Origin of the sequence: Pseudoalteromonas sp. PA2MD11 (genome assembly GCF_017808125.1) — a bacterium.
Lineage (GTDB): Bacteria > Pseudomonadota > Gammaproteobacteria > Enterobacterales > Alteromonadaceae > Pseudoalteromonas > Pseudoalteromonas simplex.
The window spans coordinates 42,254-59,712 of sequence record NZ_JADKNF010000012.1; the positions used below are offsets into that span (position 1 = coordinate 42,254).

The 17,459-nt window shown below is 41.7% G+C and carries 18 protein-coding genes; 4 read left to right on the forward strand and 14 right to left on the reverse strand.

Going from position 1 to position 17,459, the window contains the following annotated elements; genetic code table 11:
- Position 1: 1 nt before the first annotated feature.
- A complete protein-coding gene (locus ISP07_RS13570; protein ID WP_054554148.1) occupies positions 2–988 on the forward strand; it encodes a DUF2333 family protein in 987 nt (328 codons plus the stop codon).
- Positions 989–992: 4 nt separating this feature from the next.
- A complete protein-coding gene (locus ISP07_RS13575) occupies positions 993–1,760 on the forward strand; it encodes a TIGR04219 family outer membrane beta-barrel protein (protein WP_138601926.1) in 768 nt (255 codons plus the stop codon).
- 33 nt (positions 1,761–1,793) lie between these two features.
- On the opposite strand, the gene ISP07_RS13580 is transcribed toward ISP07_RS13575, so the two are convergent.
- Both ISP07_RS13580 and ISP07_RS13585 read right to left on the reverse strand, forming a co-directional pair.
- Positions 1,794–2,681 (reverse strand): TIGR03899 family protein, encoded by an 888-nt coding sequence (locus ISP07_RS13580; protein ID WP_209327932.1) that lies wholly within the window; start codon positions 2,679–2,681, stop codon positions 1,794–1,796.
- Positions 2,650–3,228, reverse strand: coding sequence for an SRPBCC family protein (locus ISP07_RS13585; protein ID WP_138601925.1), 579 nt, complete (start codon positions 3,226–3,228; stop codon positions 2,650–2,652). The genes ISP07_RS13580 and ISP07_RS13585 overlap by 32 nt, the downstream gene beginning before the upstream one ends.
- Before the next feature lie 177 nt (positions 3,229–3,405).
- Here ISP07_RS13585 and ISP07_RS13590 point away from each other — a divergent pair, with 177 nt between their 5' ends.
- Positions 3,406–5,601 carry an EAL domain-containing protein gene (locus ISP07_RS13590; protein WP_209327933.1) on the forward strand — a complete coding sequence of 732 codons (2,196 nt, stop codon included), beginning with the start codon at positions 3,406–3,408 and terminating at the stop codon, positions 5,599–5,601.
- Positions 5,602–5,722: 121 nt separating this feature from the next.
- Positions 5,723–7,900 carry a YgiQ family radical SAM protein gene (locus ISP07_RS13595; protein WP_187491003.1) on the forward strand — a complete coding sequence of 726 codons (2,178 nt, stop codon included), beginning with the start codon at positions 5,723–5,725 and terminating at the stop codon, positions 7,898–7,900.
- A gap of 77 nt (positions 7,901–7,977) precedes the next feature.
- Here the strand turns inward: ISP07_RS13595 and mgtE are convergent, their stop codons facing one another.
- The 12 genes from mgtE to ISP07_RS13655 form a co-directional block, all read right to left on the reverse strand.
- Positions 7,978–9,336 carry a magnesium transporter gene (gene mgtE / locus ISP07_RS13600; protein WP_138601996.1) on the reverse strand — a complete coding sequence of 453 codons (1,359 nt, stop codon included), beginning with the start codon at positions 9,334–9,336 and terminating at the stop codon, positions 7,978–7,980.
- Between the two features lie 211 nt (positions 9,337–9,547).
- Positions 9,548–9,820, reverse strand: a complete 273-nt coding sequence (locus tag ISP07_RS13605; RefSeq protein ID WP_054554155.1) for an HPr family phosphocarrier protein — start codon at positions 9,818–9,820, stop codon at positions 9,548–9,550.
- A gap of 13 nt (positions 9,821–9,833) precedes the next feature.
- Entirely contained in the window at positions 9,834–10,679 is an 846-nt protein-coding gene (gene rapZ, locus ISP07_RS13610) for an RNase adapter RapZ (RefSeq protein WP_138601999.1), read from the reverse strand.
- A complete protein-coding gene (ptsN, locus tag ISP07_RS13615; RefSeq protein WP_054554157.1) occupies positions 10,680–11,132 on the reverse strand; it encodes a PTS IIA-like nitrogen regulatory protein PtsN in 453 nt (150 codons plus the stop codon).
- A gap of 3 nt (positions 11,133–11,135) precedes the next feature.
- The gene (hpf, locus tag ISP07_RS13620) at positions 11,136–11,423 is read right to left on the reverse strand and encodes a ribosome hibernation promoting factor (protein ID WP_036971325.1); all 288 of its coding nucleotides are present in this window, start codon (positions 11,421–11,423) and stop codon (positions 11,136–11,138) included.
- Between the two features lie 27 nt (positions 11,424–11,450).
- Positions 11,451–12,947, reverse strand: coding sequence for an RNA polymerase factor sigma-54 (locus tag ISP07_RS13625; RefSeq protein ID WP_209327934.1), 1,497 nt, complete (start codon positions 12,945–12,947; stop codon positions 11,451–11,453).
- Positions 12,948–13,053: 106 nt separating this feature from the next.
- Positions 13,054–13,779: an LPS export ABC transporter ATP-binding protein gene (gene lptB, locus ISP07_RS13630; RefSeq protein WP_054554160.1), complete on the reverse strand. Its 726-nt coding sequence runs from the start codon at positions 13,777–13,779 to the stop codon at positions 13,054–13,056.
- Positions 13,776–14,297 (reverse strand): lipopolysaccharide transport periplasmic protein LptA, encoded by a 522-nt coding sequence (lptA, locus tag ISP07_RS13635; protein ID WP_054554161.1) that lies wholly within the window; start codon positions 14,295–14,297, stop codon positions 13,776–13,778. Before lptA ends, lptB begins: the two co-directional genes overlap by 4 nt.
- Positions 14,287–14,841, reverse strand: a complete 555-nt coding sequence (gene lptC / locus ISP07_RS13640; protein WP_054554162.1) for an LPS export ABC transporter periplasmic protein LptC — start codon at positions 14,839–14,841, stop codon at positions 14,287–14,289. Before lptC ends, lptA begins: the two co-directional genes overlap by 11 nt.
- Entirely contained in the window at positions 14,838–15,389 is a 552-nt protein-coding gene (gene kdsC, locus ISP07_RS13645) for a 3-deoxy-manno-octulosonate-8-phosphatase KdsC (protein ID WP_138602001.1), read from the reverse strand. Before kdsC ends, lptC begins: the two co-directional genes overlap by 4 nt.
- A gap of 3 nt (positions 15,390–15,392) precedes the next feature.
- On the reverse strand, positions 15,393–16,364 hold the full coding sequence (locus ISP07_RS13650) for a KpsF/GutQ family sugar-phosphate isomerase (RefSeq protein WP_054554164.1): 972 nt from the start codon (positions 16,362–16,364) through the stop codon (positions 15,393–15,395).
- A 3-nt stretch (positions 16,365–16,367) separates the two neighbouring features.
- A complete protein-coding gene (locus ISP07_RS13655; RefSeq protein ID WP_138616432.1) occupies positions 16,368–17,336 on the reverse strand; it encodes a calcium/sodium antiporter in 969 nt (322 codons plus the stop codon).
- Positions 17,337–17,459: the final 123 nt, after the last annotated feature.

A 17,459-nucleotide genomic window follows, 5' to 3' on the forward strand; every position in this document is an offset into this window, starting at 1 on the left:
TATGTCTGAGCATAAAGGAAAAATAGCCAGTGCATTACTTATTATATTAATTATTTTTTACGCGATTGCTGTTTACTGGAGTAGTGAACCAGCTCGTATGGATGTTGTAAGCAAGGCTAAACAAGAAGCGCAGATGCGTGGTGAAAAGTTTGTAACAGGCTATACAACAACCACAACGTTGATCAATGTAGCAAGTACATTATTAAATAAGCCTGGTGGCTATTTATCTAACGATATGATGCCACCGAGCGTAATGATGGATAACATGCCTGCATGGGAATATGGCGCGCTTGAAATGACCCGCGATTTAGTCTTGTCGATGCGTAAAGATTTCAGCCGTTCGCAGTCTCAATCAACTGAACACGAAGCGTTAAAAAAAGCACAACCGCAATTTAATATTAGCTCGGTAGCATGGGCATGGCCAAGTGCTGAAACTGAGTATCAAAAGGGCATTGATTTACTCGTTGTCTACCGCACTCAAATTGCCGATCAGAACGATCGTGATAGTCAATTTTATGCGCGTGCAGATAACTTACGTGGCTGGCTAAAAGAAGCAGAAAAACGTCTTGGCAGCTTGAGCCAGCGTTTAAGTGCAAGTGTTGGTCAAGATCGTTTGAATACAGATTTAGCAGGTGATACCGCGGCTCATCAAGCAACTTATGCTCCTTTACAGAACCAAGTGAAAACATCTTGGTGGCAAATTGATGATGTGTTTTATGAATCGCGTGGTGCAACGTGGGCATTACTACACTTTTTGCAAGCGGTTGAATATGATTTTGCCGATGTCTTAGAAAAGAAAAACGCTCGTGTTAGTCTGCAACAAATTATTCGTGAATTAGAGGCCACGCAAGAAACAGTGTGGAGCCCAATGATCTTAAATGGCAGTGGCTTTGGTTTTGTAGCTAACCACTCACTGGTCATGGCGAATTATATTTCTCGAGCCAATGCGGCTCTAATTGAACTTAGCGAACTTTTAGCGCAAGGATAAAATGATGAAAAAGTACTGTTTAGCAGCTGCCCTTTCAATGGCCTGTTTAGCTCCAACAGCACAAGCTGATACATTATTAGGTTTATACCTAGGTGTTGATGGTTGGCAATCAGATAACAGTGGTAGTTTTGCTCAAGATGGAAATCTACAAAGCTTTAAATTTGATGATGAAACGTTCACGAGCTACTACGCAGCACTTGAGCACCCAGTGCCGTTAATACCAAACATTAAACTAAAATACACTGAACTTGAGTTAAATGGTGATACAACACTTGATGAAACGTTTAGTTTTGGTGGTTCTGATTACGTTGTAGGCACACAAGTAGGCACTGTGAGTGATTTATCGCATGTCGACTACATTCTATACTACGAAATCTTTGATAATGATTTGGTTTCAATTGATTTAGGTGTAAATGCTAAACAATTTGATGGTGAAATTGTTGTGACTGGTACATCTCAAGAAGGTGGCCAAAACACGACTGAGCGTGTTGATTTTTCTGGTTTCGTACCTTTAGTGTATGGCCGTGCTGAAGTTGGTTTACCATTAACGGGTTTAAGCGTTTTCTTTGAAGGTAGCCTACTGGCTATCGACGATAGTAAAGTCCAAGATTACCAAGCGGGTATTGCATACGCTTTACTTGATAACTTAGCAATCGATATGGATATTAAAGCGGGTTACCGCTCAATGACGTTAGAGCTTGATGATATTGATGATATCTACACAGATTTAGATGCATCGGGCCCGTTTGCAGGTATTCAAGTTCATTTCTAATCGAATTTTTCGATTTATTTTTAGCTGGCGGCTTTACTTTAAAGCTTGCCAGCTAACTTCAAATTCATCTTCTAATGATGTTGCCAGTATTTGCTTATAAGCTTTGTTTATTGGTGATGCGATTAGCTTTCTTAACTCGTCACCAGTCTGGGTAAATTTATAGTAACTGAGTACTAAGTCATTACTTTTTGCTTTTAAAACCAAGCGTTGATTCATAAAGCTCAGTATTAGTTCTTGACCAGCTTTTAAAACCGCCGATTCGATTTCTTTTCGATACAGTAAGTTAATATCCATTAGGGTCAGAATGTCAGGAAAGCTAACAGGGGTTTTCCCTAAGTTAAATGACACCTTATTACCTTTTCTAAGTAAATCAAACAGCGAGGGTTTCTTGTAAAAGCCGAGTAAAATTAAGTGGCTGTTGTCTTTTTCGTTGAATCCACACAATGATGTACAGCGCTGAAGGGCATCTGCTTCACGTTGAGTCATGTGTTTAAGGGTTTGTAGGCTTTTAATCGAAAAGGTGCCTGGCGATACTGTTTCACCTGCTAAAATTTTTGCCCACAGCTTTTGCATTGAGGAATTAGCTGTGTCTTCACATAAACTTATAAATCGCTCTATCCAATCAAAATCGGGCTGTTGGTGACCCGTGACATCCGGGCAAAACGCCATAGCCATCGCCATGATGGTTTCAATATTTTCTTGGCGTTTAATAAATTGAATTTCTTGGCGAGTGTGAGCGCGCTCCAATAAGCTTGCTTGCGCTTTAATCTGATAGGCTAATTGCTGCTGACCTTGTGCTGAGTAGCTATCATCGCTCGCATGGTTAATCCTAGCCGATGATGCCTTATGAATCGGGTAGCCAAGTTGATTTTCTATAATATTAGCAAGATTAACTCTCGCTTGAGCCGCTTTCACTGTCATTGGGAGCAATAGCCTTGTTTGTTGTTGCTAACTGCGCATGGGTTTTGATGTTATTGAGCGCCAGTTTAACTGTGTTGTTGAGAATATACTGGCTTAATAATGCAAGGTAGCCACCAATGATAGGAGTATTTACTTCACCTTGTAACGAGCACTCAATATTTATTTCATTACCAGCACCTGTAAATTGGATCGTTCCTTGGGCTATATGCTCTTTATTAAATAAAATATTAAAAGTAAGTTGTTCATTATTCTGTTGTGTTATTGTCATTTCGCCATCGCCGAAACGGCTTTGCCAAAATTGGTGTGCCCCAACGCCTTGGCTTGGCTCTAAAACCGTAAACTTGATGCTGGGATCTACGCTTTTCCATGGTTGCCATTTATGCCATTGATTAAAGTCACCGACTAGTTTCGCTATTTCTGAGCTGCTAGCAGTGACCTGTATTGATTTATGAACCGTATAGCGTTGAGAAAGTAATAGCCCAACGACAAGCATAACTAGCGCACTGAGAAATAGGGCTTTTAGAGTTAAAACAAAAAATTTTATCATTTTACCTCGGGCAATAGTTTTATATCTTTCATAACATTATACGTAACCTAGGCTATAATTTATCTGATATGACTATATATGTTCTGATAAATGTATCATAGTTAAGTGACTGAGAGAATTTTATGCATCACTGTAAAATGTTGGTATTTTTACTAGGGTTGCTCTAAGGAATTATTAATGGCATCAGAAAGTAACGACTTTTTGTTTAGTGACCAAGATGAGGAGCAGCTTGTTGAAGAGACTGTCTCTGAGTTTTGGGACGTATTAATAGTCGACGACGATCCTGAGATACATTCAGTGACTAAGTTAGCGCTTTCTGGCGTTGAGTTCTGGGATAAAGGCTTACGATTCCACCACGCCTATTCAGGTTCAGAAGCGCTCGAATTACTTAAAAGTAACCATTCCATTTCGGTAATTTTACTTGATGTGGTTATGGAATCAGATGATGCTGGCCTGCAAGTTGTAAAGCAGGTACGAGAGTGCCTCAATAATCACAATGTGCGGATTATTTTACGTACCGGTCAACCAGGCTATGCACCTGAAGAAAAAGTGATCCGTGAATACGATATCAACGACTACAAAACAAAAACAGAACTAACACGTAGTAAACTTATCACAGCCCTAGTAACAGCAATTCGCTCTTATGAACAAGTTTGTCAGCTCGAATTTCAAAGCCGTGCTTTAAATAATATTTTGTATGCATCTAAGGCAATTCTTGGTTTTACTGATATTAAAGCGTTTTCGATGGCGGTTATTAAACAGCTTTCGATTATTTTAGATTGCGAACCACAAGGGCTATTGTGCGGCTCAATTGAAGATGACAATCAGGTTTATGTGCTAGGTGGCTGCGCTGAATACAATGAGTTTATAGGTCAAGGCATTGAACAACTTGATGATGGCCGTATTATCATGCAAGTCAATAACTGCCTAGCCCAAGGTGAACATCAGCATACAGATGTAGACAGTACGTATTTATTAAAAAGCAAAAACCGCCAAGCAGCTATTTACCTTGAAACTGAGCACACGCCAAGTCCTTCACAACTGCAATTTGCAGAGATATTCTTAACGAACGTCAGTGTAGGTCTTGATAATGTTCGATTATTCAACCGTTTACGTGATGCAGCTTATAAAGATGTATTAACTGGTTTATCGAATCGTAACGATTTCATGAATAAGGTGGAGCGCTACTACCAGCCGGGCAAAAATGACTTTGTCTTTTTACTAATTGATGTTTCGCAATTCTCTGATATCAACAATGGCTTAGGGCAAGAAATCGGTAATTTATTACTAAATGCAATTGTTGATAGGCTACAACAAGAATACCCTAATGCAGAGCTTATCTCGCGCATTGGTGCAGATGTTTTCGGTTTGTTGTTGGCTGCTGATAAATGCGATATTGAGTTACTTCGTGAGCATTTAAGTTTACCATTTAATGCTGGCGAGCATATTTTGCCAATCAACTTTAACATTGGCTTATGTTATCAAGGTGACTTTCAGCAAGCAGGGATCGAGACTTTAAAACTAGGTTACATTGCCTTAAACCAAGCTAAAAAACAATCTGCTGAAACGGTGGTGACTTATACCCCAGACATGGAAGAGAAAATGGCTTGGCGTTTAGGGATCATTAGACAGCTTCGTCAAGACTTCGAACAACGTAAATTAGAGGTTTGGTTTCAGCCGCAACTTGATTTAAATAATCTAGAAATCATAGGTTGTGAAGCGCTACTGCGTTGGCCATCAGGTAATGGTCAGTATATTTCACCAGCGATTTTCGTTCCGATGGCTGAAGATGCCGGTTTAATTGTTGATATAGGGCAATGGGTGTTAGAACAAGCATGTATGCAGCAAAAGCGCCTTGAAGCAATGGGCTTTGCAATCAGTATTGCCGTAAATGTTTCAGTACCGCAGTTTAAAGTTAAAGGCTATGCTCAGCAAGTAAAAGACACGCTTATTAAATACGATGTAAAACCGCAGTTTATTGAACTCGAAGTGACCGAAAGCGTGGTTATGGATGAGCTAGCTAATGTGATCACCACATTAAAAGAACTTAAAGAGTTTGGTATTGAGATTGCAATTGATGACTTTGGTACTGGCTTCTCGTCGTTAAGCTATTTGCAAAAACTACCATTAGACAGACTAAAAATTGATCGCGACTTTATCAAAGATTTACCTGGTCAAGATTGTCAGGCGATTGCTGCGTTAATTATTTCTCTTGGCGCAAGGTTAGGCTTAAAAACCATTGCAGAAGGGGTTGAAACACAAGCGCAAGCAGATTATTTAGCTCAGCTTGGCTGTGATGAAGTGCAAGGCTTCATGTACGCTAAGCCTATGCCAGAAAAAGAGTTAATTACTTACCTGCAAGCTAAGCAATAGCCAGTTCCTGTCAGTGCATACAAATTAAACAGCGCCCTCCCATGTGAAGGGCGTTTTGTTTTCTATAATAATCTATAAGACTGGGGTATAATTCGCCCCTTTTGTTAGCAGAGTACACTTTATGAGCGCATTAAAAGCCGAGCGAGGCCTGTTTTCTTACCCTAAGTATTGGGCTGAATGCTATGGCACGGCGCCATTTTTACCAACCACTCGTGCAGAAATGGACGCGTTAGGCTGGGATAGCTGTGACGTGATCATTGTCAGTGGTGATGCGTATGTAGATCACCCAAGCTTCGGTATGGCTGTGATTGGGCGTATGCTTGAGTCACAGGGTTTTCGTGTGGGTATTATTGCGCAGCCTGACTGGAACTCAAAAGATGCCTTTATGGCGTTAGGTAAGCCTAACTTATTCTTTGGTGTTACAGCGGGTAATATGGACTCGATGATCAACCGTTATACTGCTGAAAAGCGTATGCGTCATGATGACGCTTATACTCCGGGTAACATAGGCGGTAAACGTCCTGACCGTGCGGTAGTTGTATACAGCCAACGCTGTCGCGAAGCTTATAAAGATGTGCCACTGATCATTGGTGGTATTGAGGCGAGTTTACGCCGTATTGCTCATTATGATTATTGGCAAGAAAAAGTACGCCGTAGTGTATTGTTTGATGCTAAAGCTGACATTTTAATTTACGGTAACGCTGAGCGCCCACTTGTTGAAGTTGCCCACCGTATTGCTGCGGGTGAGTCGGTTGAGACAATTCAAGATATTCGTGGTACTGCGGTTATTCGTAAAGAACCATTACCGGGTTGGCGCGGTAGTGACTCAACTGCAATTGATAAAATCGGTAAGATTGATCCAATTCCAAACCCGTATGGCGCAGATGATGTGGGTTGTAGTAAGTCTGAATTTAAGCAAGCGGGGATCGATTTAAGTGCCGAGGCGGCTAAACCAATCACGATTCAGCCTGCTCGTCCTAAGCCTTGGGAAAAGACCTACGTTAAGCTACCAGCGTATGAGCAAGTAAGCGTAAATAAACCGCTTTATGCCCATGCCTCGCGTATTTTGCACCAAGAAACAAACCCAGGTTGTGCACGTGCGTTATTTCAACGCCATGGCGACCGCTCTATTTGGGTTAACCCGCCTGCATTTCCGCTTGAAACTGAAGAAATGGATGGCGTATTTGGTTTGCCTTATCAGCGTATTCCGCACCCAAGCTACGGCGATGAAAAAATCCCAGCTTATGAAATGATTAAAACCTCGGTGAACATCATGCGTGGTTGCTTTGGTGGTTGTTCTTTCTGTTCGATTACAGAGCACGAAGGACGTATTATTCAAAGCCGTTCTGAGCAATCAATTATTGATGAAATTGAGCAAATTCGTGACAGAGTACCGGGCTTCACTGGGGTTATTTCTGACTTAGGCGGACCGACCGCGAATATGTATAAGTTGCGCTGTAAGAGTAAAAAAGCAGAGAGTACGTGCCGACGTTTATCATGTGTTTATCCTGATATCTGTAAGCACATGGACACGGATCACACCCCAACGATTGAGCTTTATAAAAAAGCTCGAGATGTAAAAGGTGTGAAGAAAATCTTGATCGCGTCTGGCGTACGTTATGACTTAGCCGTAGAAGACCCTCGCTACGTAAAAGAGTTGGTTACCCATCACGTAGGCGGGTACTTAAAAATTGCGCCTGAGCACACTGAAGATGGTCCATTATCTAAGATGATGAAGCCGGGCATGGGTGCTTACGATAAGTTTAAAGAGCTATTTGATAAATACTCAAAAGAAGCGGGTAAAAAGCAGTATTTGATCCCGTATTTTATTTCTGCTCACCCAGGAACGAAAGACGAAGACATGGTGAATATGGCGCTATGGTTGAAGGCTCATGACTTTAAGCTTGATCAAGTACAAAACTTTTATCCATCGCCGATGGCCAATGCAACCACAATTTATCACACTGAGATGAACTCTCTGCGCAATATTAAGAACAATACTGAGCAAGTGCCTGTTCCAAAAGGCGCACGCCAGCGTCGCTTACACAAAGCGATTTTACGATACCACGATCCTGCTGGTTGGCCGATGATCCGTGAAGCACTAAGAAAAATGGGCAAAGCGAATTTAATTGGTAAAGGGCCGAATTGTTTGGTACCTGAAGAAGGTCGAAACGAGAAAACTGCTAAAGGTAAGGGCGGTAAAGGCCGTGCAGCACTGACTCGTCATACCGGTTTTAGCCAGTTTAAAAAGGCCAATACTAAACCTAGAGTAGGTAAAAATAAGCAGCGTGCAAAGTAAAAGATATAAATACGGCTCTTAAAGGGCCGTTTTTAGTTATACCAATTCGCTTAATTAAGTATTATTGTGAATTGGTATCAGATTAATAGCCAGGTTGCGGTGCCTAAAAAGGCAAAGATACCGACAATGTCCGTCACTGTTGTCAGTACCACACTGCCGGCGAGGGCAGGGTCAATTTTCATTTTCTTAAGAATTAATGGAATGCTTGCACCTGCAATACCTGCGGCAACAAGGTTCATAAACATTGCAAAGGCCAGCACTGCGCCGAGCTTAAAGTCCCATTGCCATAGGGCAACCACTCCAGCAATTAATATCGACCAAATAATACCATTCAGTGCGCCAATCGCCAGCTCTTTGAGTAATAAGAAGCGTTGGTTGGTTTGGTTGATATGGCCAACCGCTATACCACGAATAACCAGGGTTAAGGTTTGGCTACCTGCAACGCCACCCATTGAAGGTACGATACCATTGAGTACCGCTAAAATAGGTAAGATTGCTAAGGTGTTTTCGAAAAAGCTTGCCACAATTGCTGCTAGCAATGCGGTTAATAAGTTAACCCCAAGCCAAATAGAGCGACGCTGCGAACTTTTTAGCACTGGCGCAAAGGTATCTTCTTCGTCGTCAAGACCAGCGAGGCTTAGCATGCTGTGCTCTGCATCTTCACGGATTACGTCAACGATATCATCGATGGTAATACGGCCAAGCAAGTGAGCGTTATCATCTACAACAGGAGCTGAAATCCAGTTGTGACGCTCAAATAGCTGCGCCACATCGCTTTCATCCATAGAGATTAGGATTGACTCACAGTCTTCATCCATTAAATCACGAACAACTTTATCAGAAGGACTTGTCAGTAGCGTGGTTAACGAAAGCGCCCCTAAAAAGCAGTTATGTTTATCAACTACATATAAATCATCGGTACCCTCTGGTAACTCACCTCGTAAGCGTAAATAGCGTAAAACTACATCTAGGGTAACATCTGGACGAATGGTTACCGTATCGCTGTTCATCAGGGCTCCGGCTGAGCGCTCTTGATAAGAAAGCGCTTGAGTTGCCCTTTCTCTATCTTGCGAGTCCATCGCGCTAACAACGTCTTGATATACGGTATCAGGAAGACTACGTAAAACCTCACCTAAGTCATCGTCGTCCATATCTTCTGTAGCAGCAGCAATGTGCTCAGGCTCCATCTGGGCAATAATGCCAAGACGTACATCTTCAGAGAGTTCCTCTAGAACATCACCACGGACATCTGGGTCAACCAGCTGCCAAAGCATACGACGAATTTTATGGGGAGAAGACTCAAGTAAAAGGGCTGTATCACAAGGTGCCGTTTTGGCTAACATGCCGCGCACTTGAACAAATTGACCACTATTGAGTGACTTGGTCACTTGTTTGAGTTGTTGTAGTGGGTAATCTTGTTCAAAGGCTTCTGGCATTGGCGTCCTTACAACTGAAAAAAGTTTAAATAGGCTATGCAAATACAGCATAGTTGCTTTGTAGTGTATTTGCAGAGATATCGTCGCACTGCGATAAATTTATTAAGAGTTTTGTAATTTAGAAAAGCGAGCGATATAAAAGTAGGATATTTAAAGGGAATTTTAAATATCCGAAGTAAGTTTACCGTAAACCTTGAAGTCTTAGCAAATGCTATTCTTGCTCGTGAAAGCGTTGCGCAATTAATTCGCCGATTGCCGTTAATGCAGCGTCAGCGTCAGGACCTTCGCATACAACACGAACCTCTTTTCCTTGACTACTTTCAAGGAGCATTAACGCTAACACGCTGTCGCCTTCAGCTTCTTTCTCATCTTGAAAAAGTGTAATTTTGGCATCAAATTGCAGTGCTAGTTGCGCTAAAACAGTCGCAGCGCGAGCATGTAAGCCAAGTTTGTTTTGAATTAAAAAGGTATCTTCAGCGTGCATTGTTGGTGCCTAGTTAGATATCTTGTTCGCGGTGGCGAATTTTTACATTAGCATGAGTTTTAGAAAAGCTTTCACCAATTGTTTGCGCTAAGTAAACAGAACGGTGTTGGCCTCCTGTACAACCAATTGCAATGGTTAGGTAACTGCGGTTGTTGCGCTCTAGATGTGGCAACCAAGTCTGTACAAAGGTTTGAATCTGCCAAGTGAACTTTTGCACTATGCTGTGGCTAGCTAAATAATCCCTGACAGGCTGATCGAGGCCGGTTAGTGGCTTTAAATCAGGCTCCCAGTGTGGGTTCGGTAAAAAGCGTGCATCAAAAACGTAGTCAGCTTCTTTTGGAATGCCATGCTTAAAACCAAACGACATAAACGTAATAATCAGTTTTTTATCTTTCTTACCTAAAATCTTTTCACGAATTGATTCTGCTAACTGATGAACACTCAAATCAGTGGTATCAATCATAAAGTCAGCGCGGGTGATCAGCACATCAAGCAGGATTTTTTCTTGTTTAATGGCAAGATCAAGCGGTAAAGAATCAATCGATAATGGATGCAAACGGCGAGTTTCAGAAAAACGCTTGATTAGGGTTTGATCATCACTATCTAGGTAGAATAGTGTTGGGTTAGCAAAACCTGGCAGGTACTCAAGAATATCATTAAACTCTTGCTGCTCTTTCGGTAAGTTACGTACGTCGATACTGACGGCAATTTTGTCATAATTATCAGAAACACTTCGCACGAGCGAAGGCAGTAGGTTGACAGGAATATTATCAACACAGTAGTAGCCTAAGTCTTCAAGAACTCGTAAAGCGACCGATTTGCCCGAGCCTGAGCGACCGCTGATAATTATTAATTCCATTTATGCCTCTGATGCAATTACTTGAAATAGTTGCTGATCGCTTGTAGCACTTCGCAACTGTTTACAAAAATCTTTATCTTTAAGTCTATCAGCAATTGTTGACAAGGTCTTCAAGTGCAACTGGCAATCGCCATCTGGTACGATGAGTGCCACAAAAATATCAACGGGACGATTGTCTATCGCATCAAAATTGATGGGAGATTCACTGACAATAATAAATGCATGAGGTTCATCAGCACCACTCATTCGACCGTGGGGAATAGCTATTCCTCGGCCGATACCTGTACTACCTAACTTTTCCCTGTTCAGAAAAGCATCTAGGATATCTTGTTGAGATAAATGAGGAAACTGCTGGTGAGCTAACTCGCTAATATACTCAAGAATTCTTTTTTTGCTATTAAAAAGGACCGCAGCTTTGCTGCAGTCCTGATTAGTAAGTGAACTAAGTTTCATAATTTAATGTCGAGCTAATTTCTCTTTATGCTTAATGACTTGGCGATCAAGTTTATCGATCAATGAGTCAATTGCTGCGTACATATCTTGATGTTCTGTAGAAGCGAACAACTCGCCTCCGTTTACATGTAAAGTTGCTTCTGCTTTTTGGCTTAATTTTTCTACATCTAAAATGACATGAACATTATTAATATGATCAAAATGCCTTTCTAGTTTTGCGAACTTAGTGTTTACATAGTCTCTTAATGAATCAGTGATTTCTACATGACGACCAGTTAAATTTAGTTGCATAAGCATTTTTCCTTCTATGTAAAACGTCTAAATCAGACTCTTACGCTGATTAGACGGAGGTATTGCTAGAGACTCACGATATTTTGCAATTGTACGTCTAGCTACTTTAATTCCTTGCTCAGCCAATATATCTGCAATTTTGCTATCACTCAATGGTTTAGCTGAGTTTTCTGCAGCGACTAACTTCTTGATTAAAGCGCGTATTGCTGTAGAAGAACACTCACCACCATTTTCGGTGCTGACATGGCTTGAGAAGAAATATTTCAACTCAAAAATACCCCGTGGGGTATGCATATATTTTTGCGTTGTTACCCGTGAAATCGTCGATTCATGCATTTCGACCATTTCAGCAACATCATTTAGCACCATCGGCTTCATTGCCTCAGGGCCATGCTCAAAGAAAGCTTGTTGTTGTTGAACGATACAGTTGGTCACTTTTAAAAGCGTATCGTTACGGCTTTCTAAGCTCTTAATAAACCACTTTGCTTCTTGTAAGTGAGAGCGAATAAATTGGCTGTCGCTACTTGATTTAACAGAGCGAGACATCGCCGCATATTGGCTGTTCACTCTAATCTTTGGCATACAATCTGGGTTTAACTCGACTACCCAGCGGCCTTTCACTTTTTTCACTGATACATCAGGTATAACGTACTCAGATTCTTCGCGTACTATGCTATCCGCAGGCTTAGGATTTAAGCTGTGAATGAGCGTCATCACTTCTTTAAGCTCGTTTTCTTTAAGCTTAGTCTTTTTCATTAAAGTGCGATAGTCGCGACTTGCTAATAATTCGATATGCTCAGATAAAACCATTTTAGTTTCAGCTAAATATGGCGTATTGGCATCGAATTGACGAAGTTGTATACACAGGCACTCTTGTAAACTTCGCGCGCCGATACCAACTGGATCGAATAACTGTATTCTTTTTAAGACAGCTTCAACTTCATCTAGTTCGATTTCTTCTTCATCATTATTTTGATTAAAGCTTTCGACAATATCTTCGCAGCTAACCGTTAAAATACCTGAGTCATCGATAGCTTCAACGATGGCAACGGCAATCGCTTCATCGGTAGGACTAAATGGTGTGAGCTGTAGTTGCCACATTAAATATTCTTGCAGTGTTTCTGTTGAAGCACCTTGGTAAATAGACTCGTCTTCAGGCATTGGCCCAGACGATGTTGATGGGGCGGCACTCATGTACTCATCCCACGTAATATCCATAGCTAAGTCATCGCTAACCGTATCCTTACTCAGAGCATCACTACTTTCTTGCTCGAATTCGCTAGGTGCTTCGTCGGCAGACGCGCTGACTTGTACATCGTCAGACTCCGCTTTTTGCTCATTCTTACCGATGCTTTCTTCGTTGTAATCCGCTTCTTCCACTTCAAGCAGAGGATTACTATCAAGCGCTTCTTGAATTTCTTGCTGGAGATCCAATGTACTGAGCTGCAACAAGCGAATGGCTTGTTGCAGTTGTGGAGTCATTGTAAGTTGCTGGCCCATGCGCAGCTGTAATGATTGCCTCATGTATCCCTAACAATCCTTTTTAAGTTATCGGTAACGGTGAAGACACTGTTATCGATTTATTGTCGTTGTATAAGTCTAGCAGATGCTCTAGTCGGTGGCGTAATGGTTACAGCCTAAATTGCTCGCCTAGATAAACATCACGTACAGTTTGGTCAGCTAATACGTGCTCAGGTGTCCCTGATGCAATTAGCTCCCCATGAGAAACAATGTAGGCTTTTTCACAAACATCAAGGGTTTCTCGAACATTATGGTCAGTAATAAGTACACCAATACCACGATTTTTTAGGTGCTCAATAATTTTCTTTATATCTAACACCGAAATAGGATCAACACCAGCAAAAGGCTCATCTAAAAGGATAAATTTAGGATTAGCGGCTAATGCACGTGCAATTTCAACGCGGCGTCGTTCACCACCTGACAGTGCCATACCTTGGCTATCGCGAATATGTTGAATGCTAAATTCATCTAATAAGTTGTTAAGCGTCTCTTCGCGCGTTGTTTTGTTAAGATCTTTGCGGGTCTCTAATATGGCCATCAAGTTTTGGTAAACTGTTAATTTTCGAAAAATAGACGACTCTTGTGGTAGATAACCAATACCTAAGCGCGCACGGCTGTGCATTGGCAAAAGCGTGATATCGTTATCATCAATGCTTATTTTTCCTTTGTCGCTTGGTACGAGGCCTACAATCATATAGAAGGTCGTTGTTTTACCTGCACCATTTGGCCCTAACAAGCCAACAATACTGCCCGCTTCAACTTCAAGACCGACATTTTTAACCACTTGGCGGCCTTTGTAGCTTTTAGCTAAAAGCTCTGCTTTTAATGTGCTCATGGTTGGCCTTTATCGTCTTTTTTATTTTCTACAGGCACTAAAATAGTGTGTACACGATCTGTTGAGTTTTCGTCTTTTTCTGCGCTGATCAGCTGTTGAGCCATATCGTAGGTAATGCTTTTTGCCGTTACTTTTTGACCCGCTTGAGTGACTTCAGCTTCGCCATTGAGTGTTAAGAAGCGTTTCGCAACATCATAACGAACTTCTTCGGCGCTGGCGCTCATCACGGTGCCATCAGCTTGCTTTTCTTCGAAGTAAGCTGGTTTGCCTGTAGCGATAATTAATTCGACTGTACCTTCGGTGTCACCGCCATGTGCCTCAAGTCGCTCAGCTGTAATGCGACGATCACCATGCACGATCTCTACGTTACCTTCGAATATGCCAACGCCATCTTTTAGTTTACCGACTTGGCGATCTGAGCTAATGCTAATTTGAGCGCCTGTTTGCTCGGCAGCTGCGCCCGAAAAGGCAATCAATAAGCTTGGGATCAGGAGTAATTTCTTCAGTTTATTGGTCATAGTATATGGTTCGTGTATGGTTAGTTAACTCAACAATTTCGGCTTTTAAATCGGCTTTTAAGCCTTTACCGGTAATTTTTAAATTCGGTCCTGTTAGTGTTACAGGTTGCTTTGAAAACATCGTCATTTTATCAATGTCGACATTAATATTTTCTGCTTTTATATCTTCGATCATACCGTTATGGGTTAAGTTTTTAGCAACTACATCCCCTTCAAAAATCAGCTGATCATTTTCGTATAAAGTAGCTTCTTTGGCTCTTACTTGCCAAACTTGCTGATCGCTATAAATAGTAAAAATAGGTTGTTCAAAAAAGGTAAACCCTAATTGTTGATACAACTCCATTTTTGCAGCTGCCACTTTATGACTAATTTTACCTTGCTCGTCATAAGCTGTTTGCTTTAGAGCAACGGCAGTGTAATCAGGCGTTGCGATGATCTCGTCTTCACTAGTTATTGTATCAGTTGACTGGTTAAAGTACGGGTACCATAACCACACCATGCAACAGACAAAAACAATACTCAGTAAAATACGGGCTATATTCATGCGCTGGTTCCATCGCTAGTTAACGGCTTGCCGTTTTCTAACATCAGTAAATCAGTTAATTCACGCACGGCTCCAAAGCCACCCGGTAATAATGTGGTGTAATGAGCCAGCTTCTTGATAAGCGGGTGTGCATCGTTTACTGCGACAGCAAAGCCAACTTTTTCCATAACTGGTAAGTCTGGACCATCATCACCAATATAGGCAATCTGTTCATCTGTCAGCCCCAGTTTATCCTTTAACTCTTGATAAGCAATCAGCTTATCTTCTTGTCCCTGATAAATGTGCTGAACTGTTAGGCTAGTCATTCGCTGCTGAACTATTTGTGAATGGCGGCCAGTAATCACTGCCACTTCAAAGCCACTATTAATGAGTGCTTTAATACCAAAACCATCTTTAGTATTGAATGCTTTAAGCTCTTCGCCATTATTACCCAAATAAATTCGACCATCAGAAAAAACACCATCAATATCACAGATTAATAGTTTTATTTTTTGAGCACGCTGACTCACATCAGGGCTCAGGGGCTGGTATAGTTCGGCGAATGTCATTGCTTAGAGAACTCCTGCTTTTAATAAGTCTTGCATATTAAGGGCACCAATTGGTGTGTTGCTTTGATCCACCACAATTAAACCATTAATACGTTTATGCTCCATAATATTTAAAGCTTCAGCCGCAAGCATGTCAGGGCGAGCCGTTGTGCATGAACGGGTCATCACTTGGCTAATTGCCGTGTTATGGATATCGATGCGCTGTTCTAAAATACGGCGTAAGTCACCATCAGTGAATAACCCGGCTAACTTTTCATCTGCACCAATCACTGCGGTCATACCAAGGCCTTTGGCTGACATTTCAATCAATGCATCTTTGATGCTTTGGGTTTCGCTAACGATTGGCGTTGCGTCGCCTGCGTGCATCACATCATCTAATGTAAGTAATAAACGTTTACCTAAGCTGCCACCCGGGTGCGAAAGTGCAAAATCGTCGGCAGTGAAACCTCGGGTTTCTAGTAGCGCAACCGCCATTGCATCGCCCATAACCAAGGTTGCAGTGGTGCTTGCCGTTGGGGCAAGGCCTAACGGACACGCTTCTTGGCTAACTTTGATGCACACATGAACATCAGACAGTTTTGCCATTGTTGAGTCTGGGTTGCCTGTTAATGAAATCATTTTTGCGCCAATGCGCTTAATAACAGGGATAATACTGAGTACTTCGCTGGTCTCACCTGAATTTGAAATACACATCACCACATCGTCGCGGGTGATCATTCCTAAATCACCGTGGCTAGCTTCGCCAGGATGAACAAAAAATGCCGGAGTGCCAGTACTTGCAAGGGTTGCTGCAATTTTATTACCTACATGGCCAGACTTGCCCATACCAATCACAATAATACGACCTGTACATTGGAACATTAATTGGCAAGCATTATCGAAATCTTGATTTATATATTGCTCAATTTCTTGTAAAGCTTGTGCTTCAATTTCGAGTACGCGCTTACCCTGCGCGATAAAGCTAGGTTGTGTCATTAATTATCCTACTTGGCTGAAAATATAGCCCTGATATGCAATAAATGCGACTAACAGTAAGCCACCTTCTACTCTATTGATACGACGAGCACCTTTAAAGTTCAATGACATGGCAATCAATACAACGGTTGCTGCAATCATGATAAGTGCATCGCGGTTTGCCGCAGAAGGGTCAATAATTGAAGGGTTGATAATACCCGCAAGTGGTAATACGGCGAGTAAATTGAAAATGTTTGAGCCAACGATATTACCAAGTGCTAAGTCGTCTTCGTTTTTTAATACCCCTGCAATACAGGCTGCCAGCTCTGGTAAGCTGGTGCCAATAGCAATTATGGTTAAGCCTATTACAAGGTCTGATAGACCAAAATATTTTGCGATATCAACGGCTGATTCAACTAAAAAGTGTGAACTTACTGGTAATAAAATCATGCCGATGATTAACCAAAATATGGCTGATTTAGTGCTGACATCGTTCGGAACATCTTCACATGCTTCGCTGACAAATGGGTCATCTTGGTTTTTAGCACGCAGAGACACAATAACTAAGCCACCAATGAACACCGCAAAGGCAATCATCAAGGCAATGCCTTCAGCGAACGAAAAATAGTTATCTGAGAACACATACCAAGCGGCTACTGAGATTAACAGTACCAGCGGCATTTCGCGTTTGAGTGTCATTGAAGATACTGAAAGAGGGCGCAGTAAAGCTGTGACACCAAGTACAAGTAAGATGTTAGTAATGTTAGAGCCGACCGCATTACCTACCGCAGTATCTGTTTTACCGGCAAGTGCCGCTGATGCAGATACCATCATTTCAGGGGCTGATGAGCCCATAGCAACAACGGTTAAACCAATGATTAGGGTGGGGATCCCCATATTTTTTGCCAGTGCAGCCGCCCCATAAACAAACCGATCAGCACTCCAGACGAGTGCAGCAAAGCCAATAATTAAAATGACAAAAGAAGTCACCATTGTGATACGCCAACATTACTTATACAGATGACTGCAAATAGTAACAAAAGCGAACCTGAAAGTATAAGTAAAAGAATGGGCTGGCAAGCATAAAGCGTGCTTGGTAAGGAAACTAAATTTCAG